The 23825-nt window shown below is 66.5% G+C and carries 26 protein-coding genes and 1 tRNA gene; 12 read left to right on the top strand and 15 right to left on the bottom strand.

Going from position 1 to position 23825, the window contains the following annotated elements:
- The 3 genes from AC2IR1_RS14270 (at position 1) to AC2IR1_RS14260 (ending at position 1838) form a co-directional block, all read left to right on the top strand.
- A complete protein-coding gene (locus tag AC2IR1_RS14270) occupies positions 1–852 on the top strand; it encodes a segregation and condensation protein A (RefSeq protein WP_486472635.1) in 852 nt (283 codons plus the stop codon).
- Positions 845–1525 carry an SMC-Scp complex subunit ScpB gene (gene scpB, locus AC2IR1_RS14265; protein ID WP_486472634.1) on the top strand — a complete coding sequence of 227 codons (681 nt, stop codon included), beginning with the start codon at positions 845–847 and terminating at the stop codon, positions 1523–1525. The genes AC2IR1_RS14270 and scpB overlap by 8 nt, the downstream gene beginning before the upstream one ends.
- Positions 1526–1643: 118 nt before the next feature.
- Positions 1644–1838 carry a hypothetical protein gene (locus tag AC2IR1_RS14260; RefSeq protein ID WP_486472633.1) on the top strand — a complete coding sequence of 65 codons (195 nt, stop codon included), beginning with the start codon at positions 1644–1646 and terminating at the stop codon, positions 1836–1838.
- 4 nt (positions 1839–1842) lie between these two features.
- Here AC2IR1_RS14260 and AC2IR1_RS14255 read toward each other — a convergent pair whose 3' ends face one another.
- The 9 genes from AC2IR1_RS14255 to AC2IR1_RS14215 form a co-directional block, all read right to left on the bottom strand.
- Positions 1843–2973: an MFS transporter gene (locus AC2IR1_RS14255; protein ID WP_486472632.1), complete on the bottom strand. Its 1131-nt coding sequence runs from the start codon at positions 2971–2973 to the stop codon at positions 1843–1845.
- Positions 2974–2983: 10 nt separating this feature from the next.
- Entirely contained in the window at positions 2984–4060 is a 1077-nt protein-coding gene (locus AC2IR1_RS14250) for a 2'-deoxycytidine 5'-triphosphate deaminase (RefSeq protein ID WP_486472631.1), read from the bottom strand.
- A gap of 197 nt (positions 4061–4257) precedes the next feature.
- Positions 4258–4334: transfer RNA gene (locus AC2IR1_RS14245), tRNA-Pro, on the bottom strand.
- Positions 4335–4423: 89 nt separating this feature from the next.
- On the bottom strand, positions 4424–5242 hold the full coding sequence (locus AC2IR1_RS14240; protein ID WP_486472630.1) for a MerR family transcriptional regulator: 819 nt from the start codon (positions 5240–5242) through the stop codon (positions 4424–4426).
- A gap of 11 nt (positions 5243–5253) precedes the next feature.
- Positions 5254–5556, bottom strand: coding sequence for an integration host factor subunit alpha (ihfA, locus tag AC2IR1_RS14235; RefSeq protein WP_486472629.1), 303 nt, complete (start codon positions 5554–5556; stop codon positions 5254–5256).
- A 105-nt stretch (positions 5557–5661) separates the two neighbouring features.
- Positions 5662–6636, bottom strand: coding sequence for a beta-ketoacyl-ACP synthase III (locus tag AC2IR1_RS14230; RefSeq protein WP_486472628.1), 975 nt, complete (start codon positions 6634–6636; stop codon positions 5662–5664).
- A complete protein-coding gene (plsX, locus tag AC2IR1_RS14225; protein WP_486476419.1) occupies positions 6633–7688 on the bottom strand; it encodes a phosphate acyltransferase PlsX in 1056 nt (351 codons plus the stop codon). The genes AC2IR1_RS14230 and plsX overlap by 4 nt, the downstream gene beginning before the upstream one ends.
- 99 nt (positions 7689–7787) lie before the next feature.
- Positions 7788–7994 (bottom strand): 50S ribosomal protein L32, encoded by a 207-nt coding sequence (gene rpmF / locus AC2IR1_RS14220; RefSeq protein ID WP_486472627.1) that lies wholly within the window; start codon positions 7992–7994, stop codon positions 7788–7790.
- Between the two features lie 164 nt (positions 7995–8158).
- Positions 8159–8722: a YceD family protein gene (locus AC2IR1_RS14215; RefSeq protein WP_486472626.1), complete on the bottom strand. Its 564-nt coding sequence runs from the start codon at positions 8720–8722 to the stop codon at positions 8159–8161.
- An 86-nt stretch (positions 8723–8808) separates the two neighbouring features.
- Here AC2IR1_RS14215 and AC2IR1_RS14210 point away from each other — a divergent pair, with 86 nt between their 5' ends.
- Together AC2IR1_RS14210 and AC2IR1_RS14205 are read left to right on the top strand one after the other, a co-directional pair.
- Positions 8809–9270, top strand: coding sequence for an outer membrane protein assembly factor BamE (locus tag AC2IR1_RS14210; RefSeq protein ID WP_486472625.1), 462 nt, complete (start codon positions 8809–8811; stop codon positions 9268–9270).
- A gap of 124 nt (positions 9271–9394) precedes the next feature.
- Entirely contained in the window at positions 9395–10129 is a 735-nt protein-coding gene (locus AC2IR1_RS14205) for a GNAT family N-acetyltransferase (RefSeq protein WP_486472624.1), read from the top strand.
- Positions 10130–10306: 177 nt separating this feature from the next.
- Here AC2IR1_RS14205 and AC2IR1_RS14200 read toward each other — a convergent pair whose 3' ends face one another.
- Positions 10307–10939: a trimeric intracellular cation channel family protein gene (locus AC2IR1_RS14200; protein ID WP_486472623.1), complete on the bottom strand. Its 633-nt coding sequence runs from the start codon at positions 10937–10939 to the stop codon at positions 10307–10309.
- 643 nt (positions 10940–11582) lie between these two features.
- Here AC2IR1_RS14200 and AC2IR1_RS14195 point away from each other — a divergent pair.
- Complete coding sequence (locus AC2IR1_RS14195) at positions 11583–13406, top strand: ABC-F family ATP-binding cassette domain-containing protein (RefSeq protein ID WP_486472622.1); 1824 nt, start codon at positions 11583–11585, stop codon at positions 13404–13406.
- Positions 13407–13595: 189 nt separating this feature from the next.
- On the opposite strand, the gene AC2IR1_RS14190 is transcribed toward AC2IR1_RS14195, so the two are convergent.
- Positions 13596–14831, bottom strand: a complete 1236-nt coding sequence (locus AC2IR1_RS14190; protein ID WP_486472621.1) for an AbrB family transcriptional regulator — start codon at positions 14829–14831, stop codon at positions 13596–13598.
- A 968-nt stretch (positions 14832–15799) separates the two neighbouring features.
- Complete coding sequence (locus AC2IR1_RS14185; RefSeq protein ID WP_486472620.1) at positions 15800–16714, bottom strand: LysR family transcriptional regulator; 915 nt, start codon at positions 16712–16714, stop codon at positions 15800–15802.
- Positions 16715–16822: 108 nt separating this feature from the next.
- Between AC2IR1_RS14185 and AC2IR1_RS14180 the strand changes: the two genes are divergently transcribed.
- Together AC2IR1_RS14180 and AC2IR1_RS14175 are read left to right on the top strand one after the other, a co-directional pair.
- Entirely contained in the window at positions 16823–17839 is a 1017-nt protein-coding gene (locus AC2IR1_RS14180) for an NADP-dependent oxidoreductase (RefSeq protein WP_486472619.1), read from the top strand.
- Between the two features lie 58 nt (positions 17840–17897).
- Entirely contained in the window at positions 17898–18359 is a 462-nt protein-coding gene (locus tag AC2IR1_RS14175) for a hypothetical protein (protein WP_486472618.1), read from the top strand.
- A gap of 278 nt (positions 18360–18637) precedes the next feature.
- Here the strand turns inward: AC2IR1_RS14175 and AC2IR1_RS14170 are convergent, their stop codons facing one another.
- Positions 18638–19609 (bottom strand): LysR family transcriptional regulator, encoded by a 972-nt coding sequence (locus AC2IR1_RS14170; protein ID WP_486472617.1) that lies wholly within the window; start codon positions 19607–19609, stop codon positions 18638–18640.
- A 48-nt stretch (positions 19610–19657) separates the two neighbouring features.
- Here AC2IR1_RS14170 and AC2IR1_RS14165 point away from each other — a divergent pair, with 48 nt between their 5' ends.
- Positions 19658–20521 carry an SDR family oxidoreductase gene (locus AC2IR1_RS14165; RefSeq protein ID WP_486472616.1) on the top strand — a complete coding sequence of 288 codons (864 nt, stop codon included), beginning with the start codon at positions 19658–19660 and terminating at the stop codon, positions 20519–20521.
- 648 nt (positions 20522–21169) lie between these two features.
- Here AC2IR1_RS14165 and AC2IR1_RS14160 read toward each other — a convergent pair.
- A complete protein-coding gene (locus tag AC2IR1_RS14160) occupies positions 21170–21544 on the bottom strand; it encodes a winged helix-turn-helix transcriptional regulator (RefSeq protein WP_486472615.1) in 375 nt (124 codons plus the stop codon).
- 49 nt (positions 21545–21593) lie between these two features.
- Between AC2IR1_RS14160 and AC2IR1_RS14155 the strand changes: the two genes are divergently transcribed.
- The 3 genes from AC2IR1_RS14155 (at position 21594) to AC2IR1_RS14145 (ending at position 23181) form a co-directional block, all read left to right on the top strand.
- Positions 21594–22409, top strand: coding sequence for an SDR family NAD(P)-dependent oxidoreductase (locus tag AC2IR1_RS14155; RefSeq protein WP_486472614.1), 816 nt, complete (start codon positions 21594–21596; stop codon positions 22407–22409).
- 108 nt (positions 22410–22517) lie between these two features.
- Positions 22518–22901 carry a VOC family protein gene (locus AC2IR1_RS14150; RefSeq protein WP_486472613.1) on the top strand — a complete coding sequence of 128 codons (384 nt, stop codon included), beginning with the start codon at positions 22518–22520 and terminating at the stop codon, positions 22899–22901.
- Entirely contained in the window at positions 22888–23181 is a 294-nt protein-coding gene (locus AC2IR1_RS14145) for a hypothetical protein (RefSeq protein WP_486472612.1), read from the top strand. Before AC2IR1_RS14150 ends, AC2IR1_RS14145 begins: the two co-directional genes overlap by 14 nt.
- Here AC2IR1_RS14145 and AC2IR1_RS14140 read toward each other — a convergent pair.
- On the bottom strand, positions 23157–23759 hold the full coding sequence (locus AC2IR1_RS14140; protein WP_486472611.1) for a TetR/AcrR family transcriptional regulator: 603 nt from the start codon (positions 23757–23759) through the stop codon (positions 23157–23159). The two genes, AC2IR1_RS14145 and AC2IR1_RS14140, sit on opposite strands and share 25 nt — an antisense overlap.
- Positions 23760–23825: the final 66 nt, after the last annotated feature.

Raw genomic sequence — 23825 nt, 5'->3', positions numbered from 1 at the left:
ATGGCCTCCGACGATTTCGAAGACGATACCCCGCTTCGGCGGTTCGAGGCCGGTACGGCCGATGGACCCGACGGGCAGGGGCGCATCACCGTGGCCGAAAGGCTGGCGGCGGAGGCGCTGATCGTCGACGTGGAGGGGTTTGAAGGCCCGCTCGACCTTTTGCTGACGCTGAGCCGGACGCAGAAGGTGGATCTGATGAAGATCTCCATCCTGACGCTGGCGGAGCAGTACCTGGCCTTCGTGGAGAAGGCCAAGACGCTGCGCATCGAACTGGCGGCGGATTACCTGGTGATGGCGGCCTGGCTGGCCTTCCTGAAGTCGCGCCTGCTGCTGCCGCCCGACCCCGAGGAAGAGGGACCGTCGGGTGAGGAACTGGCCGCCCACCTGGCCTTCCAGCTGGAACGCCTGCAGGCGATGCGCGACGTTGCCGCCCGGCTTATGGCGCGGGACCAGAAGGGCCGGGACTTCTTCGTGCGGGGCGTGCCGGAAACGGTGGAACGGGTGCGGAAAGTGACCTATTCCGCCACCCTGCTGGAGCTGATGCAGGCCTATGCCCGGATCCGTACCAAGGATGAATTCCGCCCCTTCGTGATGGACCGCGACAATGTCTTCACCATGGAGCAGGCGCTGGAACACATGCGCGGCATGGTGGGCTTTGCCGGCACCTGGACGGAGCTTTCGGCCTACATGCCGCCCGGATGGACCCATGACCCGGTGCGCCGCCGTTCGGTGACGGCGGCGACCTTTGCCGCCTCGCTGGAGCTGGCCAAGGAAGGCAAGGTCGAGATCCGGCAATCCGAAACCTTCGCGCCGATCCAGCTGCGCCGCAGGGAGAAACGAGACAATGGCTGAGACAGAGCAACCGCAGGAAGATGGTCCGGTCGCAGAGGGCGACGAGGCGATCCGTGACAGCCTGTTCGAAGCCCCGCCCATGGGGGAACAGGAACGGATGGTGGAGGCGATCCTCTTTGCCTCGGCCGAGCCCGTGACCGTGGCGGACCTGAACGCGCGGCTGCCCCATGGCTGCGATGGTGCGGCGGCGGTGGACCAGCTGCGCAAGCGCTACGAGGGGCGGGGCGTGCGTGTCGTCCGCGTGGCCGAGGCCTGGGCGATCCGCACGGCGCCCGACCTGGGGTTCCTGCTGCAGAAGGAAACGGTGGAGACGCGCAAGCTGTCCCGCGCCGCGATCGAGACCCTGGCGATCATCGCCTATCACCAGCCCGTCACCCGGGCCGAGATCGAGGAAATTCGTGGCGTGTCGGTCAGCCGGGGCACCATCGACCTGCTGTTGGAGCTGGAATGGATCCGCTTCGGCCGCCGTCGGATGACCCCGGGCCGGCCGGTGACCTTCATCGTCACGCCGATCTTCCTGGATCATTTCGGCCTGGAGACGCCGCGCGATCTGCCCGGTCTGAAGGACCTGCGCGCCGCCGGCCTTCTGGACAGCCGCCCGCCGCCGGGCCGCTCCGAGGAGGACGAGCGGGAGGATGACGAACAGACGGATATGTTCGAGGAAGACGATTGAGCCGCGAGCCCGCTATCACCCACGCTGTCACCTCTGCGTGAAAGGCCATGAAATCAACGCGATTTCCTGTTAGCGTCCTGCCATCCGGCGAGGGCCGGGAAACCGGAAGGGAATGGCCATGAACACCGACCGACTGATCCGCATGATCTTCAACCGGCTGCTGCGCAAGGCGGTCAACCGGGGTGTCGATGCGGGAGCAAAGCGTCTTGCCGGGGATGATCCGAAGGCGCAGCAGACCTACCGCCAGAGCAAGAAGATGGCGCGCCAGGCCCGGCAGGCGCAGCGCATCACGCGGCGCCTGGGCCGCTTCTGATCCGTCAGATCGCGACGCGGCGCGGGGCCAGGCATTCGGCCAGGGCCGCGAGGCAGCAGATCATCGAGATGACCGTGCAACCCATCAGCCCGGCTGCTTCGAACGGCAGCCGGAAGCTGAGCGCGCCGCCGAGCACGGCAAGGTAGGTGATGGAGGAGTTCAGCCCCAGGATGGCGCCCCGCTGGCCGCTGTCGAGGCCGGCCAGGCGGCCAACGACAAAGTTCAGCGCAAGGTGTTGGACGATCCCCCAGAACAGCGCGACACCGCAGATCAGCGCGTAATGCGCTGCCGTGGCGGAGAAGCCGAGGTAGGCCAGGGCAAGCCCGGCAAAGCTGATCGCGCCCGCGCGGGGCATCGGAAGCCGGTCCAGCTGACGGTCGAGCAGCGCCGAAAGCCCGAAGCCTACCCCGTAACACAGGGTCACGAAGCCTGCGGCGTCGGTGCCAAGGCCCAGGTTCACGGCCACGTGGACGCCGATGAAGGCGAAGGTGCCGTAAAAGCTGGTCATCAGCAGCCCGGCAGAGATCAGGCCACGGGCGATCCCGGGCACCTGTAGCGCAGTCAGCGGAGAGGTCACGCTGCCCCTGCGTCGCACGGAGAGGTCGGCCCGCGCCAGTGCCAGATAGAGCAGGGACATGCAGGCCAGGAGGGTGCCGTAGACCGCGCGCCAGCCCACCCATTCGGCCAGGAAACCGGCCCCTGCGACACCGGCCACCAGGGCCAGGGTCCAGCCCGACAGTACGAGGCCCATCGAGCGTTTCTCCTGCCCCTCGGGGCCCAGTTCCGGGGCAAGGCCGTAGATCGCGGGGATGGCAATGCCCGCGCCCAGCCCGCCGATGGCCTGGGCCAGGATCAGCACCCACTTCCCGGGGGCCAGAACGGAGGCCAGAAGCGAGACCAGCAGCAGCACCAATGCCTGCATGAGGGCACGCCCGGGGCCGATCCGGTCGGCACGGGGGGCCAGCAGCAAGGCCGAAAGCGCGGTGGTGCCACCATAGGCGGCGGCGGCCTGCAGCACCTCTGCCGGGGCGGTGCCAAGGTCGGAGGCAACCGCGGCCGAAATGGGGGCAAGCACCATGGAGTTCGCCCCGACAACGGCAATGGCGCCGGTCATCAGGGCAAGCGGGCGGGTCATGAAGGCCATGTCAGGCGCTGCGGAAGTGCTTGGAAAGCTTCAACCCCTGGCCCTGGTAGTTGGAAGCGATTTCCTGCCCGTAAAGGGTTTCGGGGCGCTCTGCCATGGTTTCGAAGACCAGCCGGCCCACGACCTGTCCGTCTTCCAGCACAAAGGGCGCTTCGTGGCAGCGCACTTCGAGCACACCGCGCGATCCTGCCCCACCGGCCCCGGCATAGCCGAAGCCCGGATCGAAGAACCCGGCGTAGTGGACGCGGAATTCGCCGACCATGGCGAGGTAGGGGGCCATTTCCGCCGCGTAGTCGGGCGGGATCGTCACCGCCTCGCGGCTGACAAGGATGTAGAAGGCGCCGGGATCGAGGATGATCTGGCGATCTTCTGTCCGCACCGGCTCCCAGAACTCCTGCGGATCGTATTGCCCGATCCGGTCCAGGTCGATGACCCCGGTATGCGGTTTCGCCCGGTAGCCGACCAGGCGGTCGGGCCCGGGGGAGAGATCGACGGAGAAGCCAAGCCCCTGTTCGATCACGGCCCGGCCGTTGACCAGCGGGGTGTCGGCGTGCAGGGCGCGCAGCGCGTCGTCCGACAGCGCCGCCTGCCCGGAGCGGAAGCGGATCTGGTTCAGGCGCATCCCGGGCCGCACCAGCACAGAGAAGCTGCGCGGGCAGATCTCTGCATAGAGCGGGCCGGTGTAACCTGCGGGGATCCGGTCGAATTCCGTGCCGCCGTCGGTGATCAGCCGGGTCAGCAGATCCAGCCGCCCGGTGGAGCTTTTCGCATTGGCCATGGCGGCGATGCCTTCGGGCAGGGCCAGCCCTTCCATCAGCGGCACGACGTAGACGCAGCCCTTTTCCAGAACGGCCCCTTCGGTCAGGTCGACCTTGTGCATCTCGAACTCCGCCAGCCTGTCGGCGACGGTCCGGCCCTCCCCGGAAAGGAAGGAGGCACGGACCCGCCAGGCGACAGTGCCGAGCCGCAGGTCGAGGCTGGCCGGCTGGATCTGCGCGGGTGTCACGGCGGGCGTGCCGGTGATCTCCCCACGGGCGATCATCTGTTTCAGGTGCTGGCTGGGCAGGATGCCGATCATGGGGGCGCCTTTCGTTCTGGAGGCGCAGACTAGGGCCTTCGGGCGCCGAAGAAAAGCCTGTCAGCACCTGGCCAAAGGGGGAGAGGGCGGGGCCCGGGCACTGGCCTTTGCAGCGATAAATCGGGCGTGGCGCAGAAACGAAAAAGCCGACCCGAGGAGAGCTAACACTCTGCCACGGATCGGCTTTTTGGGAGAAATGGTCGGGCTAGCAGGACTCGAACCTGCGACCTTCCGTCCCCCAGACGGACGCGCTACCAGGCTGCGCTATAGCCCGACGGTTTGCGCTTTCTATCCGATCTGCGGGCGGGGGCAAGGGCTTTTTTGGCCATCGGTGCGCAATTTTCAGATGCGGTTTTCGGCGGGTCAGCGAAGGGCTGCCAGGCGCTGCGCCAGGGCCAGTGCACGGGCCGCGACGGGGGCGGGCAGGGGGCTGGTACGCGCGGCAAGACGGGCCAGGACGCCGGGGGGCGGGGTGATCTCGCTGTCTTCGGGATCGGCCGGAACATCCGCAACGCGCAGGGCGGCCATGGCGACCGGCGCAGATTCGTCTGTCGTCAGATCGACCGGTGCGGCGTCTTCGGGGGCAGAAACCTCGGGCACGGGGTCTTCGGCTGCGGCCTCTTGGGGCGCAGTGTCCTGAGGCTCAGTCGGGGGCAGGTCTTCTTCCATGGAAGCGAAGAGGTTGAGCTCCTCCGCCGTTTCGACGGGATCTTCCTGCGGTGCAGGAGCAGCCTCCGACGGCATGGCATCCACGACGGGAACCTCTGCCGGGGGCTCTTCCATCGTCTCTTCCGCGGCCGTGTCTTCGACGGAGGCTTCCGAGATCGGGGGCGCTGCCGGCTCTGCGACGGGCGCAGGGCGCGGCTTGAGCTGCACGATCTCCGCTTCCAGCGGCACGGCAAGGTCATCCAGCGGCGGTGACATGGCGGCGACATGAGAGGTGCCGCGTTCGCGCAGCAACTTCTGCACGCCCTTGATCGTCATCCCCTCTTCATGGAGCAATCGCTTGATTCCCCCAAGCAATTCCATGTCGGTACGACGATAGTAGCGGCGCCCGCCGGCCCGCTTTACAGGTTTGACCTGGGAGAACTTGCTTTCCCAGAAGCGCAGCACATGGGCCGGGGTTCCCAACCATTCGGCAACCTCGGAAATCGTGCGGAACGCATCGGCGGACTTGGGCATTACGGCGAGCCTCAGCTCTTGTTGCCGGCGGCCACACGGTCCTTCATCAGATGCGAGGGACGGAAGGTCAGCACGCGCCGGGGGTTGATCGGCACTTCCTGACCGGTCTTCGGGTTGCGGCCGACGCGAGCGGCCTTTTCCCGGACCGAGAAGGTGCCGAAGGAAGAGATCTTTACCTGTTCGCCACGCACCAGCGCGTCGGACATGTGTTGCAGCACGGATTCGACCAGCTGTGCGGAGTCATTGCGAGACAGGCCGACTTCCCGGAAGACGGCTTCGCTCAGATCCATTCTGGTCAGGGTCTTTTCACTCATCGGCGGTCCCTTTCTGGTTGGAGGGAGCATAGGCCCGCCGGTTTTTCCGAGTCAATATCAATGGTTTGTCCTGCAGAGGTGATGCGGATCCGTATCACCCTCGAATTACCAGCGCAGGATCACCGATCCCCAGGCCAGCCCGCCGCCGATCGCCTCGGTCACGAGGAGGTCGCCGGGCTTGATCTTGCCCTCTGCCACGCCGACAGAGAGCGCCAGCGGGATGGAGGCGGCGGATGTGTTGCCGTGGTCCTGGACGGTGACGATGACCTTGTCCATGGACACGTCCATCTTCTTGGCCGTGCCCTGGATGATGCGGATGTTGGCCTGGTGCGGCACGATCCAGTCGACATCGGCGGGCGTCAGATGGGCCTTTTCCAGCGCCGCCTCTGCGGTGGAGGCGAGCTTGCCCACGGCCTGACGGAAGAGGGGATTGCCCTGCATGCGCAGCTTTCCGGCGGTGCCGGAGCTGGACACGCCGCCGTCGACGTAGAGCATGTCGCGGTAACGACCGTCCGAGTTCAGGTCGACCGAGAGGATGCCGCGATCATCGGAAGAGCCGGAGCCGGTGCGGGATTCCAGCACCAGCGCACCCGCGCCGTCGCCGAAGAGCACGCAGGTGCCACGGTCTTCCCAGTCCATGATGCGGGAGAAGGTTTCGGCGCCGATCACCAGGATACGGTTGGCCTGTCCGGAAAGGATCATGCCGTTGGCATTGGCCAGCGCGAAGATGAAACCGGCGCAGACCGCCTGGACGTCGTAGGCAAAGCCCCGGGTCATGCCGAGCCCTTCCTGCACCATGGTGGCGACGGAGGGGAAGGTCAGGTCGGGGGTGGAGGTCGCGACCACGACGCAGTCGATGTCGTCCGGCGAAAGCTCTGCCATTTCAAGAGCTTGCTTGGCCGCCTTGATCGCGAGTTGAGAGGTCGTTTCGCCCTCTGCCGCGAAGTGGCGCCGTTCGATCCCGGTGCGGGTGCGGATCCATTCGTCGGAGGTGTCGAGGGTCTTCTCGAACTCGGCATTGGGGACCACCCGCTCGGGCAGATAGTGGCCGATACCCGTTGCGACTGCGCGTATTGTCATTCGTTCCCCGTCCCTCGTTCCGTGGCATCCTGAGCCAGCGAAACGGCGGATGCAACCCGTGCGGCGATCTTGTCCTGAAAACCGCTGGCTGCGAGCTGATAGGCCAGTTTGATGGCGGCGGAAACCCCCATGGCGTCGGCGGAACCGTGGCTTTTGACGACAGGTCCGTTGAGCCCGAGGAAAACGCCACCGTTCACACGGCGCGGGTCGATGCGTTTCTGCAGGCGCCGCAGCGAGGTCAGCGCCAACAGGGCCGCGACGCGGCTGAGCGGCGAGAACTTGAAGGCTTCCTTCAGCAGGTCGCCGATCAGCTTTGCCGTGCCTTCGCCGGTCTTGAGCGCAATATTGCCGGTGAACCCGTCCGTCACGATGACGTCGCAGGTATCGCCCGGGATATCGCCGCCTTCGACGAATCCCACGTAGTCGAAATTCGCGGATTCGGCGGCGCGGGTGATCAGCTCATTCGCGACCTTGAGTTCGGGACGGCCCTTGTGCTCTTCGGTGCCGACATTCAGCAGGCCGATCCGGGGACGGGCGAGGTTCATGCCGTTGCGCGCATAGGAGGCCCCCATGAGCGCATATTGAAGCAAATCTTTCTCATCCGCGCGGATATCGGCGCCGACGTCCAGCATGACGTTGAAACCTTGCGGATTCCTTGACGGCCAGAGCACTGCGATTGCCGGGCGGTTCACGCCGGGCAATTTCCGCAGTCGCATCATCGACAGCGCCATCAGCGCGCCGGTATTGCCGCAGGAGACGCAGACCTCTGCCTCGCCGGCGCGCACCGAGTCGAGCGCGGACCACATCGAGGTGTCCTTGCCGTTGCGCACCACCTGGGAGGGCTTGTCGTGCATCGTCACGACGCCGGAGGCATCGCGGATCTGCACGCGGTCAGCCAGGCCGCGCCTGCGCGCCACCAGGCGCTCCAGCTCGTCCCGGGGGCCATGAAGGATGAAGTCGATTTCGGGATTCTTGCGCGCAGAACGCGCAATGCCGGCAACAACGGTTGCCGGCCCGCGATCGCCGCCCATGGCGTCGATGGAAAGAAGGATGCGCCGGGGTTCCTTCGCGGACTGCGGGGATGCCCCGTTGTCCGGTACTGGCGCAGATGTCGCAGTCATTTAGGACAGTTGCCCCCGGCCTTCACGTGCTTATGCCGCGTCTTCGTCCAGATCGATTTCGTCGGCCACAGCGACGACTTCACGCTCACCGTAGTGACCGCAGGACGGGCAGACGTGGTGCGGACGCTTCAGTTCGCCGCAGTTGGAGCACTCGTTCGGGTTCGCCGCGGTCAGAGCGTCATGTGCGCGACGATTGTTGCGGCGCGACTTGGAGACTTTGTTCTGTTGGACAGCCATGTCACAACCTACTCAATTCGGGGGCCGAAGCGTTGAACCCGGCCCGGTTTCTCGTGGATGCGAGGCTCTTAGTCGGACAGGCCCGTCGCATTCAACCCAAAATTCGGATGGAGGCGCGAAAATACTTCGAAAAATGCGCCACGCAAGCGATTCTTTGCGGAGAGTCAGTCTCCGCCCCCCTCCTTGCGTCCTTCGCGGGCCTTCAGGAGGTCCGCCAGGTTGGCCAGCGGCCGGGCGTCTTCGTCGGTCATGGCCTTCTCGCCGGGCTTGGTGAAGGTGCCGGTTTCCATCTCTGCGCCCTCTGCCCGGGGGTAGAGGGGCAGGGCAAGGGCCAGCGCCTCCGCCATCACTTCTGCGGGATCAATATAGGCGCCGAGCTGTTCGAGGGTCTCGTCCTCGGGCATCTCGACCTCTTCCTCGGAGGTGGTTTCGTCGCGCAGATGGGGGGTGAAGCGGCGCGTCACCTCCTCTTCGATGCGGGTGGTGACGGGGGCCAGGGTGACGGAGCAGGGCTGCACCACGGTGGCGCCCAGGTGGCCCGTCAGGAGCCAGTCATGCTTGCCCGCGGTGCGGATCTGCCCCTTGAAGGAGAGCTTGCGCAGCGCCTGCAGATCAAGCTGGGCGGCAAGTGCATCGAGGGCGGCACCCTCGGGGGCGAGGGTGAAGGGAGTGGGCGCCGTCTTGGGCAGCGTCGAGACGCGGAGGCCGGTTTCGGAAGGTGCGGACATGGGGGCCTTTCCTGCTTTCTTGCGTCAGTGTAACTCGTTATGTAGGCGAGGTAGAAGCCTGTGAACTGGAAAACAAGAGGGGCAAGATGAGGCGGATCGGCAAGCGCGCGAGCGGAATCGTGACCCTGATGGCTGTGCTGGCGATTTCGGGCTGCACGGCGCAGTACCGCAATCATGGCTACGTACCGGACGAGTCGGTGCTTTCCGAGGTCACCGTCGGCGTGGATACCCGCGACACCGTGCTGGACGTGGTGGGCGTGCCCACGACGCAGGGCGTGATGGACGACGGCAGCTTCTATTACATTCGCAGCCGTGTGCGCCACTACGCCTGGAAGAAGCCCGAGGTGGTCGAGCGTACCGTCCTGGCGATCAGTTTCGACAGCCGCGGCGTGATCAGCAACATCGAGACCTTCGGCCTGCAGGACGGCAATGTCGTGACCCTGGAAAGCCGCGTGACCAGTTCCTCCACCGCCGACAAGACCTTTGTCCGGCAGCTTCTGGGCAACCTTGGCCGCTTCGACGCGGCCAGCGTTCTGGGCGGCGAATAAGCCGCCCGGCGGGGGCCGCCTGCCGCGGGCGCGGGGGCGGTACGATTGAACTTGTCACGACGCGGTCACATCTGGCGTGATACGGAACGGAACCGATCCGTTCCATGTCGCCGGAGTGACTGACATGCTGTCGCTGAAGAAGGGGCGCTATGCCGCCCGCCTGGCCGAGACCCAGGACGACATCCGCGCCGCGCAGCGCCTGCGGGCGCTGACCTTCCTGGGCGATGCCGCCCTTTCCGATGCCGACGATTTCGACGCGATCTGCGCCCATATCCTGGTGGAAGACCAGCGCGATGGCGGGCTGGTCTGCTGTTTCCGCATGCTGCCGTTGCAGGCGGGGCGGGAGATCGGGCGGTCCTATTCCGCGCAGTATTACGAGCTGTCGGGGCTGGAGAGCTTCGAGGGGCCGATGGTGGAGATGGGGCGGTTCTGCATCCATCCGGCCTATCGCGATCCGGATATCCTGCGCGTCGCCTGGGGCGCCATGACCGCCTATGTCGACCGCAACGGGGTGGAGATGCTCTTTGGCTGTTCCTCCTTCAAGGGGACCGATGCCGAGGCCTACCTTGATGCCTTCGCCATGTTGAAGGAGCGGCACCTGGCGCCGAAGCGGTTCCTGCCGCGGGTCAAGGCGCCGAAGGTCTTCCGCTTTGCGCAGAAGCTGCGGGCCAAGCCGGATGCGAAGCGGGCCATGCTGGGGATGCCGCCGCTGCTGCGGACCTACCTTTTGATGGGCGGCTGGGTGTCGGATCATGCCGTTGTCGATCCGAAGATGAACACGCTGCATGTCTTCACCGGGCTGGAGATCAAGGCGATCCCGCCCGCCCGTAAGCGGCTGCTGCGCGCCACGGCGGGGTGAGGCGAGGGGCGGGATGTCGGGGTGTGTGGCGGGGAGGCATTGCGGGGAGGTATGGCGGGGTGAACCCCGCCCGACGCCGCGCAAGTCCCTCGTAGGGCGGGATTTATCCCGCCGCCCGCGCGCACGGAGCTGTTGTCCCGCCGCGTGCACGGAGCGTGATGCATCTCCCCAAGGCCTTCAGGAATAATCCCGCCCCTTGCGCGGCCGGAAGGCAGGCAGGGAGAGGTTGCGCATGAGCGCGGCGCCGCGCAGCGCCACCACCAGGACAAAGCCCGCGACGGCGGCCAGAAGGCGTGCCTCGCCCCCCGCCAGGATGACGACGGTCGCGGTGGCGCCGAGGGCGGCGGCGGTCACGTAGATTTCCCGCTTGAGGATGATCGAGGGTTCCTGGCCCAGGGTGTCGCGGATGATGCCGCCGACGCAGCCCGAAAAGACCCCCATGACCACGGCGACGAGGCCGGGGGTGCCCTGGTCCACGGCCTTGAGCGTACCGGCGATGGCGGCGAAGCCCAGCCCGAAGGCATCGAGCCAGAGGATCAGCGCCATGCGGGAATGCACCCGGCTGGCGGTGAAATGCAGCGCCACGGCGGTGGCGAGGCAGAGCGCGAGGGGCAGCGGGTTTGCGACCCAGAAGACCGGCACGTCCAGCAGCAGGTCGCGCAGGGTGCCGCCGCCGATGCCGGTGATCGCGGCGAACCACATGAAGCCGAAGATATCCAGCTCCTTGCGGGAGGCGACCAGCGCGCCGGTGGTGGCGAAGACCAGCGTGGCCAGCCCGTCGGCGGCAAAGAGAAGGGGCTGTTCGATCATCGGATCCTCCGGACTTGCGGGCCCAGCTAACGCGAGCCGGGGCGGGGTGCCAAGGGGGCGCGGTTGGGGCGCGGTTAACGAAACCCTGCCGCGCCGTGTCCAACGTCGGTACTGCAGTGCAGCGAATCGATGGGGAAATCGCGGGTTAACAGCGGTTTCGGGGCGAAATCGGTACGTCGGTACAACGTCGGTATTACGTCGGTATCGCGACGGTGGGGAGAGGCGGGATGGGCCCGGGTTAACGGGGCGCGCTGTGGGGGCGTTGTTGAGAGGTTGGGGGTGGTGGGTTGGCACCCACCCTACGGCGGCGGCGGGGTGCACCCAGCTTGCGGTCGGAGCGGCGGGTGGCGGGCGCGGCGATGCCTCCGGCGGGAGTATTTTCAGCCATCGAATAGGGGAAGGGGGCGGCGCGTCCCTGGAGAGGTCGGGGCGAGAGGGGCGGGCCTGGGCGCTTGCTTGTGGCGGGACGTCCGGGGCGCCTCGGTCCTGGTTCTTCTTGCGGGAAAGACGCGGGGGAGGACTTTCCCGCACGCAGATTGGGTCAAGGGCCGCTCTGCCTCTTCGCTGGCAGGTTCGGAGGCGGCGGGGCGGGGCGCGCCTGCTTCCCATTGACGCCGTCGCATTGCCTGATTAGCTGCGCGACATGGCACAGGCACCTCTTCTCCAGCTCTCCTCGATCTCGCTGACCTTCGGCGGCGATCCCGTTTTCTCTGACCTTTCGCTGAGCGTCCAGCCGGGCGACCGCGTTGCGCTCGTCGGGCGCAACGGGTCCGGCAAGTCGACCCTGATGAAGGTCATGGCCGGCATGGTCGAAGCCGACCAGGGCGATGTCGTCATGGCCCCGGGCACCACCGTCGGCTACATGGAGCAGGAGCCGGACATGTCGGGTTTCGCGACCCTGGGCGATTTCGCCATGTCGCGGCTGGATATTTCCGAACAGTACAAGGTGGAGATCGCGGGTGAGGGGCTGAAGTTCGATCCGGCCCGTCCGGTCGAGACCGCTTCGGGCGGGGAGCGGCGGCGCGCGGCGCTGGCCAAGCTGATGGCCGAGTCGCCGGAGCTGATGCTGCTGGACGAACCGACCAACCACCTGGACATCGAGGCGATCGCCTGGCTGGAAGCCGAGCTGGGCCAGACGCGCGCGGCCTATGTGCTGATCTCCCACGACCGCGCCTTCCTGCGGAACCTGACGAAGGCGACGCTCTGGATCGACCGGGGGCAGGTGCGCCGCCAGGAGAAGGGGTTCGAGAACTTCGAGGCCTGGCGCGACAAGGTCTGGGAGGACGAGGATATCGCCCGTCACAAGCTGGATCGGAAGATCAAGGCCGAGGCCCGCTGGGCCGTTGAGGGCATCAGCGCGCGGCGCAAGCGCAACCAGGGGCGCGTGCGCAACCTGGCGGCCCTGCGCGAGGAGCGGTCGAGCCAGATCCGCCGCAAGGGCGCGGCGGCGATGGAGCTGGAGGCCGGGCCGTCGAGCGGCAAGAAGGTTTTCGAGGCCGTGGGGCTGGGCAAGGCCTATGCCGGCAAGCAGATCGTGAAGAATTTCGATCTGCTGGTGAACCGGGGCGACCGGGTGGCCTTCGTGGGCCCCAACGGCGTCGGCAAGACGACCCTGCTGAAGCTGCTGATGGGCGAGGTCGCGCCCGACGAGGGCAGCGTGAAGGTGGGCACCAACCTGGTGCCTGCGGTCTTCGACCAGTCGCGCGCGGCGCTGGATCCGGAGATGACCCTGTGGGAGAGCCTGACGGGCGACAAGGAGATGCGCGTCAGCGGTGCGGCCGACCAGGTGATGGTGCGCGGCACGCCCAAGCATGTGGTGGGCTACCTGAAGGAGTTCCTCTTTGACGAGGCGCAGGCCCGGGCGCAGGTCAAGTCGCTGTCGGGGGGCGAGAAGGCGCGTCTGCTGCTGGCCAAGCTGATGGCGAAGGAAAGCAACCTTCTGGTCCTTGACGAACCGACCAACGATCTGGACGTGGAAACGCTGGACCTGCTGCAGGAGCTGCTGGACGATTACGACGGCACCGTCCTGCTGGTCAGCCACGACCGGGATTTCCTGGACCGCGTGGCGGGCACGACCATCGCCATGGAGGGCGACGGGCGGGCCACCGTCTATGCGGGCGGCTGGAGCGACTACCAGGCGCAGCGGGCCGAGCGGCTGGCGGAGGCGCCCGCGCCCAAGGAGGCCGCAAAGCCCAAGGCGGAGGCGGCCAAGCCCGCGCCCGCCCCGGCGCCGAAGAAATCCGGCCTGTCCTTTACCGAGAAGCACCGGCTGGAGGAGCTGCCCTCCGTCATCGAGCGTATCGAGGCGGAGATTGCCAAGCTGGAGCAGTTCCTGGCGCAGCCTGATCTGTACCACAAGGAGCCGGTGAAATTCACCAAGGGCAGCGAGGCCCTGGCGGAGCGGCAGCAGATGCTGGCGGATGCCGAGGAAGAGTGGATGGTGCTGGAGGAAAAGGCGGGCGCCTGAGCGGCAGGGGCGCCCCGCCGCGGTGCATGGTGATCCGGCGGGCGTCGCGGAAGCCCGGCGTTTCGCAGGGGGCGGTGAGGACCTGCCGGGCCTGTGTCTTCGGCGTGATGCAGGGGTCTTTCCGATCCGCCGTGCGGCCGATTTCGGCCAGTCAGGTGAGCGCGTTCGCCGCGCGGCCCGGGGGCCGTATCACCGCCGCTGGCCGGGCGGGGCCGTGAACCAGCCGCGTTTCGACACCACGCCGAGTGAGATCACGGCCAGGATGATCCGATAGAGGTGGTGCAGCGTGACCACCGCTGGATTGGCGTTGAGCGAAAGCGCCACCAGCGCCATTTCGGTCACCCCGCCGGGGGCGAAGGAGATCGCCAGCACGTCCAGCGGTTGCCCGGTGAGAGAGGTGATCGGCAGGGTCATCGCGACCCCCAGCAGGATCATCAGCACCACCGAAAGCCCCGAAAGCCAGAGCGCGCGCCAGAGCCTGCGGGCCTGGATGCCGGCAAAGCGGGTGCCGAGCGATGTACCCACCACCACCTGGCAGAGCGAGATGACCCATTGGGGCGCCTCGATCACGGCCAGGCCGGAGAGGGTGAGCGCGGCGGCGCAGATCATCGGCCCGATCAGCTGTGGCGCGGGCAGCGGGGTGCGGCGGAAGACCAGGATGCCCGCGATCGCTGCCAGCAGGACTTCGGGCAGGTGTCGCAGGCCGACGGGGTGGCCGGAGAGGCTGACCCCGGCGGAAGATCCCAGGGGGTGGCCGTACCACAGCGACAGGCCCACGGGCAGCAGGGTCACCACGACGATGATCCGCAGGAACTGCTGCACGGCCAGGATGCGCACATCCGCCCCGGCGCGTTCGCCGGCGATGATCGAGTCGATCAGCCCCCCGGGCGTTCCGGCGTAGAAGGCGGTGGCGCGGTCGTAGTGCCCCAGCCGGCGGAACAGCTGGTAGTTCAGCGCATGGGCCAGCGGCACGAAGAGCGTCAGCGCGGCGATGGAGGCGGCCATGCGGGGCAGGTGGCCGAGGATTTCCCAGGTGATCTGCGCGCCGATGGTGGTGCCGATGATCGCGATGAAGAAGGCGCGGAAGCCTTCGGGGAAGCGGTAGTCATCGGGCAGCAGGCGCGGAAAGCCCCCGGTGACGATGGCCACGCTGAAGAGCGAGCCCAGCATGTAGGGCAGCGGAAGGTGGATGAAATGCGCCAGCAGCCCCCCGAGGAACCCCAGCACCAGAAGCGCCGCGGCGCGCAGGATCACCGGGCCGAGACGGTCCAGGTCGAACCGCCGGGGGCCGGGGGTAACCGGCGTGGAGGCGGCGCCTTCGGGACGGGACCCCTGTGGGCCTTCGGCGTCGGGGCCAGAAGTCGTATCGGGACGTATCGTCTCGGCCTGTGTCTTGTGGGGGCGTGTCTTGTCGGGCTGGGGCAAATCTTCGGCGGCCGGTCTTGGCGCACTGGCGTGCCGGGGCCCGGACGGCTGCAGGAGAGGGCCGGTCCGATTGGGCCGCCCGGCTGCGGGCGCGGGGAAGGGAGCGCCGCTCCGGGCAGGCCGGAGAGGGGCGCAGGCGTCAACTTTGCCCCCTATCTGTACGGAACCCCTTGAGCCGTCAAGGGTATCCGCGCGGGTGCCCGGGGCGGCAAGGGGGCAGCGGCGCAGCCCTGAGGCGGGTGCTGCGGCCCGGCGGGGCCGTAGAAAAGCGACGCCCGTTGCGCGCATCGCGCAGTGTCGCCTTCGCGCCGCAGGTGCGTTCCGACCGCTGAGATGAGGATCCGCGCCCGGCGCCGGAGCACGACCCCACGCGGTGTCGGGCCCGACTGTATCGGCGCAGGCAACGAGGCTGAAACCGCGCCGGGTGTGTGTTTCAGGGCCTGAAGTCGACACTTCGGAGGGCCGGGTGGCGAGCGTCAGGTTCCGCTTTTGAGTATAAACGTAGTTGGTGCGGAGCGTGCAGCGTAGGGCCGTGCGCCGCCGCCTTTCTGCGGGTGCTCGTCATCATGCTGCAGCGATCATGAAGGGCGGTTTTGAGGCGGAAATACCTAGCCTGAGCCGAATCTTCGCGGCGGGTGCATAGGTCCGCTCCTTGTCCTCTGCGACATTCGCGCCAGGCGCAGCGTGACGTCAGGCGCCGACACGAAGGGCGGGTAGCCGCCGTTCGTTGCGGCGATAATCCGATTGCCCGACAAAGGTGGAAGCAGACATTCGGAGCGGACAAGGGGCGAGTCTTGTTCTGCGCCGCAGCAAGAGCGCACTGAGCTCGAACTACCGTGCCGTTGCGAAACCTTCGCTGAAGCTTCATTCGAGCCCTTGGCGATCGACCACTCTAACCGCGGTATACGCATGGTGGCCGTGTCTTGCTGACGTCCGCCGATGCCCCGGTAAGGGGGGGGACTCGGTGTTCAGCGGTTTGGTCCCTGGAACTCTGCCTGCAGAAAGTCCAGGAAAGCCCGGACCGATGGGGTGCTTCGGCGGCTTTCCGGCCAGATCGCGGTGATCTGGCTGCGCTCGACGGTGAAGGCGTCCAGCACCGGGACGAGCGTGCCGCGCGCGACGTGCGGCGCCGCCAGAAGGGTAGAGGTCATGCCAATCCCCGCACCGGCCAGCAGCGTCTGGATGAGGGCGTCACTGGCATCCACCGTGATCGCGGCCTCGGGCCGGATCTCCGTGATGCGCACACCCGTCTGAAAGGGCCAGGGCATCAGCATGCCAGAGCTCTGGTAGCGCAGGGTGACCGTGTCGTGATGTTCGAGGTCCGCCGGACGCTGCGGGTGCCCACGCGCCGCAAGGTAGGTGGGCGCGGCATAGCAGCAGAGCCTCTGCACGGCCAACTTGCGCGACAGCAAGCGCGAGTCTGCAAGCGCGCCGATCCGGACCGCGATATCGATGCCGTCCTCAACGAGGTCCACGATCCGGTCGCTCAGCCGAAGGTCGATGACGACGTCCGGATAGCGCGCCCGAAAGCGCGGCAGAGCGGGTGCGATCACGTGGATGCCGAGCGGCAGCGGGGCCGCGATCCTGAGCCGCCCGACAGGTTCGGAGCGCAGGGAGCTCGCCGTCTGCTCGATATCCTCGGCCGCCTCGATCAGGCGCAGCGCGCGCTGGTGCAGCTCCTGTCCCTCCGTGGTCATGGCAATTGACCGCGTGGTGCGAGTGAAGAGCGCGACGCCCAGCTGCTCTTCCAGCCGCCGCACACTCTTACTGACGGCGGAGGGTGACACCGACAGCGACCGCGCCGCAGCCGAATAGCTGCCGAGCGAGGCGGTGCGGGCAAAGGCGATGAGGCCGGTCAGGCGCTCAAGTCCCATATATTCCATGAAGGCACAACTCAACTGACTTTCCGCTGAATTATAAACCTACAAGGCTGCGCGTATCTACTCGTCATCACAGGCAGGCCCGAAGATGGTCTTACGAAGGAACCCCAGATGACCCAGATTATGAAAGCCGTCCGCCAGCACAGTTTCGGCGGCCCCGATGTCATGACCTATGAAGACGCGCCGATCCCCACACCCGGCCAAGGCGAGATCCGGATCCGCGTGAAGGCGGCCAGCCTCAACCCGCCGGACTGGTACCTGCGCGACGGCTACAGCGCGCTGCCCCCGGAATGGCGGCCCAAAGAGAATTTCCCACTGATCCTCGGCACCGATGTTTCGGGCGTGGTCGACCTGGTGGGCGACGACGTGACCGGCTTCATGCCGGGGGATGAGGTCTATTCCATGGTGCGTTTCCCCGATGCGATCATGGAAGGCTCGGGCGCCTATGCCGAATATGTCACAGTGCCTGCCGCCCAGGTCGGCCACAAGCCCGCCGTGATCGATCACGCCGCGGGTGCAGGCGCGCCCATGTCCCTGCTGACCGCCTGGCAGTTCCTGGTCGAGGTCGGCCACGACGCGCCGAACCCGTTCCAGCCGGTGGCGCACGCCCCCATTCCGCTGAAGGGCAAGCGCGTGCTGGTCAATGGCGCCGCGGGTGGCGTCGGGCACCTGGCCCTTCAGGTCGCCAAGTGGCAGGGTGCGCATGTGATCGCCGTCGCCTCGGGACGGCATGCGGAGCTGCTTCGTGATCTCGGCGCGGATGAGGTGATCGACTACACGCAGATGAAGCCCGAAGAGGTCTGCTCGGATCTCGACCTGATGCTCGACTGTGTCGGCGGGGCGGCTGCGGCACGCTTCCTGGCCTGCCTGAAACCCGGAGGGGCGCTGTTCATCGTCAACCCGCTGGGCTTCGACGGGCACGCCGAGGCGGATCGGCTGGGCATTATCGTCTCCTCGACGCAGGTGCGCTCCAGCGGCGCGCAACTTGACGCCGCGGCGCCCCTGCTGGCGGACGGCACGATCCGCGTGGTGACCGACACCGCTCTGCCGCTGGCGCAGGCCGCCCGCGCCCACGAGCGCGCGGCCGAAGGCCACATCCAGGGCAAGATCGTCCTGACCGTCGATTGATTTCAACCTGCCACCGGGGGCGCCACCTGCCCCCGGTGATCCAGCAAGGGGAACTCCCGTGCCCTCCGCAACCGCACTCCACGCAGGCAGCTCCGTCTGGTTCGCCATGGTCGGCGAGGTCCTTGTGACCGCGGCCCGCGCAGCAGACCTGCCCGCAGATCTGAACGTCTCGCTGGTCGAGCACTACATCGACGGACCCGAAATCGCACCGGGCCTGTTCCAGGGGCTTCGCTTCGATATCAACAACGGCGTGTCCAGCTTCCGCACGGGCGTGATGCAGGGTGAAGTCGGCGACATCACCATCCATGTGACGGCCGAAATTGCGCGGAGGCTGAACCAACTCTACGCCTCGGACCCGACCCTGGCGCAGGTTCAACAAGCCGCGCTGGCAAACGATCAGTTTCGCATAGAGGGAGACCCGTCCAGACTTGGTGCCTGGTTCGGAGCGACCCATGATGAGATCGTGTCCAGGACAGCTGGCTCCTCGGTGAAAGGGCCCGCAGGACATCGCGGGGCATAGCCGGGCCGGATCGCTGGCCCGGTGGTTCCATGATCCTGCGCGGCGTTTCAGCACGATCCGCGGACTGGCCTGTCCGGTGTGGGGATATTGCTCATACGGACGCCCTTAGTTCGTGAACGGGGCGAACGGCAAAAAGATCCGCACTGCGGTCATCTGGGCGGTGGAAATGCTGAGCCAAGGCCCGATCGGCCGCTTCGGTGACGCTGCGCCGCAACGCGCACCAGGACAGCGAATGTACGTTCAGGGCCGGCATTGCCGGGTGTCAGTCTCGACCAAGATCAGCCCTCATGCTGATCCTGGCACACCTCGATGAAAGCACGGAGGGGCCGCGGAGCATGGCGGCTTGGGTAGTAAAGGCGGGGCCCGGTGCGGGCGGGCCACCTATCGGGCAAAACCGGCACAAGATCGCCTGATGCGAAATCCGCGTCCAACCAGTTGCGGAATGTCGCGATTATTCCTATGCCGGCCCGTGCGAACCTGAGACCGGTGTCGATCGCGTTGACGCCGAGGATAAGGCGCGGGACTGGCTCGACCGTGATTGTCCGGCCGTCTTCCACAAGCTGCCAGGGCAGGAGCGGTCCGTCAGGCAGGCGGTAGCGGATCGCCCGGTGCTCGATCAGATCCTGCGGCGTCGCGGGCGTGCCATGCGCCTTGAGGTAGTCCGGCGCGGCAGCCAGCGCGATTTGTTGTCTCCGCGGCCCGATCGGGATCGACACCATGTCCTGTGCCAGCACCTCGTCGTAGCGGATACCGGCGTCGCAGCCGGCTTCCACGATGTCGACGATGCCGTTCTCCACCACGATCTCGACCTCCACCTCCGGGTGGCGGTCGTGGAACGCGGCGATAAGCGGTGGCAGCACATCGGGCATGACGGCTCCGGGCACGTTCAACCTGAGTCGCCCGCGCACGAGATCGGCGGTTTCTGCGGCCTCGGCGCGGGCCGCCTCGAGCCCGTCGAGAAGCGGACCGATCCGGTCGGCCAGCGCGCGGCCGGCATCCGTGCAGGCCATGCTGCGCGTGGTGCGGCGCAGCAGGGGCACGCCGAGCGCCGCCTCCATCCGAGAAACGGTGTTGCTGACCTTCGACGGCGCGAGACCAAGCCGCCGGGAGGCGGCGCGAAATCCTCCTTCACGGACAACCGTATGGAAGATGGCAAGGTCATCGAGAGTGTGTCTGTTCTTCATGAGGAACAGGCTATTCGAAAATTGCACGGTAGTCATGTGAAACAAGAACAGCCAAATCTCCGTCATGGCGGTGTCGGATCATCCGGCCTCGCACTTCACATCAAGGAGACCGATATGCTCATTGTCACTGGAGCAACCGGACAGCTCGGCCGCAGGGTCGTGGATCATCTCAGACATATGGTGCCGGCCGGTCGGATCGGCATCAGCACTCGCGACCCCGTGCAGGCGGCCGATCTGGCCGAGGCCGGCATCCGCGTGCGGCGCGGCGACTATGACGATGCCGCCAGCCTGCGCCACGCATGGGAAGGGGCAGAGCGGATCCTGCTCGTCTCCTCGAACGCCGCCGCCAGCGGAGGCGATCCGCTCGCGCAGCATCGCGTGGCGATCGAGGTGGCGCGCGAGATCGGTGTCGGACGGCTGCTCTACACAAGCCAGATCTCGGCCTCGCCTGTGTCGCATTTTCCGCCCGGACGAGATCACGCAGCCACCGAAGCCATGCTGGCTGAGTCTGGCCTGGCCTGGACCGCGCTGCGCCATGGGTTCTACGCGGCGAGTGCCGTCGGGATGAACGCCCACGGCTTCGCGCAGGGAACGCTTTCCGGGCCCGAGGACGGCAAGGTAGCCTGGGTCAGCCATGACGACCTTGCCGAGGCCGACGCCCGTTTTCTCGCCGGGGAAGCTACGATCGACGGTGCCACGGCTCCGCTGACCGGACCCGAGGCACTCGACCTGGCGGATCTGGCGCGGATCGCCTCGGAGGTCACGGGCCGCGCCATCGCGCGGGACGTGATGTCTGAGGAACAGATGGAACGCGGCGCGCGGCAAAGCGGTGTCCCTGAAGGTGCGATCGCCATCATGCTGGGCTATTTCCGTGCGGCGCGCGCGGGCGAATTCGACCGCCCGAACCCAACCCTCGCTCGTCTTCTCGGACGCGACCCAGTGCCGATGGCGGACGTGCTGGCCAGAGCATCGATCTGAGGGGCAACCCGGGCCGCAGATCGGTGCGAAAGGGGGGGGGAGCGATGTCACTTGGAACAACGCTCTCTCCGTGCGCAGGCCGCAGTCAGATTGTGCAAACGGACACTGAACAATCGTAGCGAAACGGAGCATCGTCCGAACCGCAGACCTTGGTCGGCACACAGTGCTGCGCAAAAATCAGGGATAGCCGCTTTTGGAACGCTGCACCGCAGAGGGGCCCATCCCGACGAATGTCTGCTAATGGGATGTACCGACCACTAGCTGCGCTTGGTTCGAATGTCCGCAGAGGGCCGTCTCTGCAGGGAAGACCCTCTCGCCTGGGTGTCCAGCACGCTGCGCCGCTGCAAGTCGGCTTCGAGCCCTTTACCGCCTGCACTGGGCCGGTCGCAACGGCCACCGCTGCCAGCTATGCGCTGGACGCGCTGCACCGCCGCATGACCCCTTCGAGCCCGAACCGGCCCCATACGACGCCTCGTGCCGCCGGCCCAAACGCAGTGGAAAGAGGTGTGGCTGAGACCTTCGAGACGAATCCGGCAAAGTTGGGTCGGACCGTGATTGCTTGGTGTCAGACCATCGCTTACGGCGCGGTCAGATTTACAGGGAGGCGCCCACGCGGCCATGCGCCCTGCACAGATTTCCGACGTCTGTTCACTCCGGATGACCTACCGAAAACCGCGCCGCTTCGAAGATGAAGGGCATCAGCTTTCGTCCTTGTGCCGACAGGCGATATTCGACGCGCAGGGGTTTCTCGTCGAAATCGATCCTTTCGATGAGATGGTTGGCTTCCAGTTCCCGCAGATGCTGGGTCAGCATCTTTTGTGAGATGCCCGGAATGTCCCGCAAGAACTCCGAAGAGCGAATGGAGGGATCTGCAAACAGGCGGAACAGTATGGGAAGCTTCCAGCGGCCCTGGATCATCCGGATCACGCGGATCACATGTTCCGCCGTGCCATCCGGGCCCAGGCAGGCCGCCCGGTGTTCTGCCGTGACAGGCACATTTTGGTGCGTACTTGCCTCGCCCATCGTCTTGTCCCCATCTGTGTCCTTCGCACGACAACATGGAGCGAACAGGATGGATCTGCAACTCAACGACAAGACCGCGTTGGTGACCGGCAGCAGCAAAGGCATCGGAGAAGCCATCGCCCGGACGCTCGCACGCGAGGGCGCAAAGGTCGTGGTACACGGCCGCGATCCCGCGCAGGTGGAACGCGTAGTCTCTGCCATCCTCGCGGACGGGGGCTGTGCCCATGCGGTGACAGGCGACCTGACGCAGGATGCAGAGGTCGACCGCCTGGTGCAGGACGCCCAGAGACTGGTCGGCAGGATCGGTATCCTCGTCAACAACGCCGGCGGGTCCGGGGCCAAGGGTGACTGGCAGGCGCCGTCGTCGGCGCAGGACTGGGCGGCCACCCTTGATCGCAATGTGCTGGCCGCCATGCGGATCAGCACGCGCCTTCTGCCCGCGATGCGGCAGGCGGGCTGGGGACGTGTCATCAACATCTCGAGCGGTGCCGCGACGCTGCCTCCGGCTGCCGGGGCGGATTACGCGGCGGCGAAGGCGGCGATCAACGCCATGACAGCGTCAATGGCCAAGGCGGTTGCCGCCGATGGCGTGACGGTCAACACCATTGCGCCCGGATCGATCAGGAGTGCCAAACTTGAAGCCGGTTTCCGCACTGTCGCTGCCATGCGGGGCTTTGCGAAGGAGGACGCCCCCTGGGACGACATTCAGCGCCAGGTCCTGCCGCTCTTTGCCTCTGTCCCGATGGGCCGGGTCGGGGCGCTGGAAGAACTCGCGGATGCGGTCGCCTTCCTGGCCAGTCCGCGGGCCAGCTACATCACCGGCGCGAAGCTGCATGTCGACGGCGGCTTCTCCTGCATTCCCTGAAGGCCGCGCCCGGTCCTTGCCAGCACCGCGGCCTTGATCGCGGGTCGGCAGAGAATGCCTCTATCCCATTGCCAGCCGCGGGCTGGCCTCTGCAAAAGGAATGAACCCTTGTGCCTCTTTGATCACCTGACCCTGAAAACCACCCGTTTCGCCGAGATGGTGGCCTTCTATGAAGCGGCGCTTGCCCCCCTCGGCGTTACGAAGCTGTTTTCAATGGAGCGTCCCGACGGTGGTGTCGCGGGGTTCGGGCGGAGCCGGGCAGAGCTTTTCATCTCTGCCATTCAGGGCGCCCGGCCCACTCCGGTCCATGTGGCCTTTTGCGCCAATGATCTTGAGGAAGTGGCGGCCTTCCACGGGGCTGCTGTGGCCGCCGGCGGAACGGACAATGGGTTGCCGGGACTGCGCCCGAAGTATCACGACGCCTACTTTGCCGCTTTCGTCATAGATCCGGCAGGCAACAACGTAGAAGCGGTCTTCCATGGTGCTACCTGACCCCGTGCGTCTGGAGCTTTGGCTGCAACTGGCTGCTCCAAAGGCAGCTTCGTCCGCGGAGCTGACCTTGGCGTGCCAGACCTTGCTGCGCGATGCCATAGATGGCCGGTTTGGGGAAGCTGCGCTGCAGCGGAGCCAGCTTGGCGAAGGGCCGCACAGGGCCGAAACGCGTGGATACGGTGGCGCGAACGTCAAGAAATACCTGCCGCGCCACCGCATGTCCGCTTCGAGCTTTCCCGACGTCGGTGACGCATCCTATTTCGGCATCCCCGGCGGGTGACCCGGCAGCGCTCGGGCGCTTTCCGGGCGCAGCCCGTCGAAGATGATCGCCAGGTAGCGCCGCCAGACCGTCTCGTCCGCTTCATGCATATGACTGGCGATATAGCCGGGTGCGCACATCAGGAGGGCAACGTCTGCGCCGTTGACGTCCTTGCGGAGTTCCCCCTCGGCCTTGGCGCGCTCGACAAGCTCGTCCAGCACGGTCAGGAGATCACTGCGCGCCGCAGCGATGACGTCGTTCCCCACATAGGCATCCTGCATGAAGGAAAGCCCGCGCTGCTGCCGCTGCGCCGCCCCCAGTTCAAGGAAATCGTAGAGAGCCTTGGCGCTGTCCGGCGCGTCGAGATGTGCGCGCCCTTCCGCGATCAGGTCTTGAAGACGGGTGACCACGACGGCTGCCAGCAGGTCTTCCTTGGTGGCGAAGTGCCGAAACACCGTGCCCTTCCCGACGCCTGCGCGCCGGGCGATCTCGGCGACGGAGACATCCACACCGAGTTCGACAAAGGCCTCTTCGGCTGCCTTCAGCAGCGAAGCCTGGTTCTTCAACCCATCCGAGCGAGGTGCGCGAGGCTTTGACATGACATCTCCAAAATTTAACGGACCGATCGGTCCGCTTATTGATCCAGCCCTTTAAGGTGACTACAT

It is taken from the genome of Pseudooceanicola sp. NS-SX8 (assembly GCF_057380755.1).
This window is presented reverse-complemented; position numbering and strand designations above follow the sequence as displayed.

Coding starts and splice junctions, on each gene's coding strand:
- ihfA (WP_486472629.1), bottom strand. CDS start 5,556: ATGAGTGAAAAGACCCTGACCAGAATGGATCTGAGCGAAGCCGTCTTC.
- AC2IR1_RS14240 (WP_486472630.1), bottom strand. CDS start 5,242: ATGCCCAAGTCCGCCGATGCGTTCCGCACGATTTCCGAGGTTGCCGAA.
- AC2IR1_RS14165 (WP_486472616.1), top strand. CDS start 19,658: ATGCTCATTGTCACTGGAGCAACCGGACAGCTCGGCCGCAGGGTCGTG.
- AC2IR1_RS14250 (WP_486472631.1), bottom strand. CDS start 4,060: ATGATCGGCATCCTGCCCAGCCAGCACCTGAAACAGATGATCGCCCGT.
- AC2IR1_RS14160 (WP_486472615.1), bottom strand. CDS start 21,544: ATGGGCGAGGCAAGTACGCACCAAAATGTGCCTGTCACGGCAGAACAC.
- AC2IR1_RS14155 (WP_486472614.1), top strand. CDS start 21,594: ATGGATCTGCAACTCAACGACAAGACCGCGTTGGTGACCGGCAGCAGC.
- AC2IR1_RS14230 (WP_486472628.1), bottom strand. CDS start 6,636: ATGACAATACGCGCAGTCGCAACGGGTATCGGCCACTATCTGCCCGAG.
- AC2IR1_RS14255 (WP_486472632.1), bottom strand. CDS start 2,973: ATGACCCGCCCGCTTGCCCTGATGACCGGCGCCATTGCCGTTGTCGGG.
- AC2IR1_RS14180 (WP_486472619.1), top strand. CDS start 16,823: ATGACCCAGATTATGAAAGCCGTCCGCCAGCACAGTTTCGGCGGCCCC.
- scpB (WP_486472634.1), top strand. CDS start 845: ATGGCTGAGACAGAGCAACCGCAGGAAGATGGTCCGGTCGCAGAGGGC.
- AC2IR1_RS14215 (WP_486472626.1), bottom strand. CDS start 8,722: ATGTCCGCACCTTCCGAAACCGGCCTCCGCGTCTCGACGCTGCCCAAG.
- AC2IR1_RS14145 (WP_486472612.1), top strand. CDS start 22,888: ATGGTGCTACCTGACCCCGTGCGTCTGGAGCTTTGGCTGCAACTGGCT.
- AC2IR1_RS14205 (WP_486472624.1), top strand. CDS start 9,395: ATGCTGTCGCTGAAGAAGGGGCGCTATGCCGCCCGCCTGGCCGAGACC.
- AC2IR1_RS14185 (WP_486472620.1), bottom strand. CDS start 16,714: ATGGAATATATGGGACTTGAGCGCCTGACCGGCCTCATCGCCTTTGCC.
- AC2IR1_RS14210 (WP_486472625.1), top strand. CDS start 8,809: ATGAGGCGGATCGGCAAGCGCGCGAGCGGAATCGTGACCCTGATGGCT.
- AC2IR1_RS14170 (WP_486472617.1), bottom strand. CDS start 19,609: ATGACGGAGATTTGGCTGTTCTTGTTTCACATGACTACCGTGCAATTT.
- AC2IR1_RS14270 (WP_486472635.1), top strand. CDS start 1: ATGGCCTCCGACGATTTCGAAGACGATACCCCGCTTCGGCGGTTCGAG.
- AC2IR1_RS14140 (WP_486472611.1), bottom strand. CDS start 23,759: ATGTCAAAGCCTCGCGCACCTCGCTCGGATGGGTTGAAGAACCAGGCT.
- AC2IR1_RS14260 (WP_486472633.1), top strand. CDS start 1,644: ATGAACACCGACCGACTGATCCGCATGATCTTCAACCGGCTGCTGCGC.
- AC2IR1_RS14200 (WP_486472623.1), bottom strand. CDS start 10,939: ATGATCGAACAGCCCCTTCTCTTTGCCGCCGACGGGCTGGCCACGCTG.
- rpmF (WP_486472627.1), bottom strand. CDS start 7,994: ATGGCTGTCCAACAGAACAAAGTCTCCAAGTCGCGCCGCAACAATCGT.
- AC2IR1_RS14195 (WP_486472622.1), top strand. CDS start 11,583: ATGGCACAGGCACCTCTTCTCCAGCTCTCCTCGATCTCGCTGACCTTC.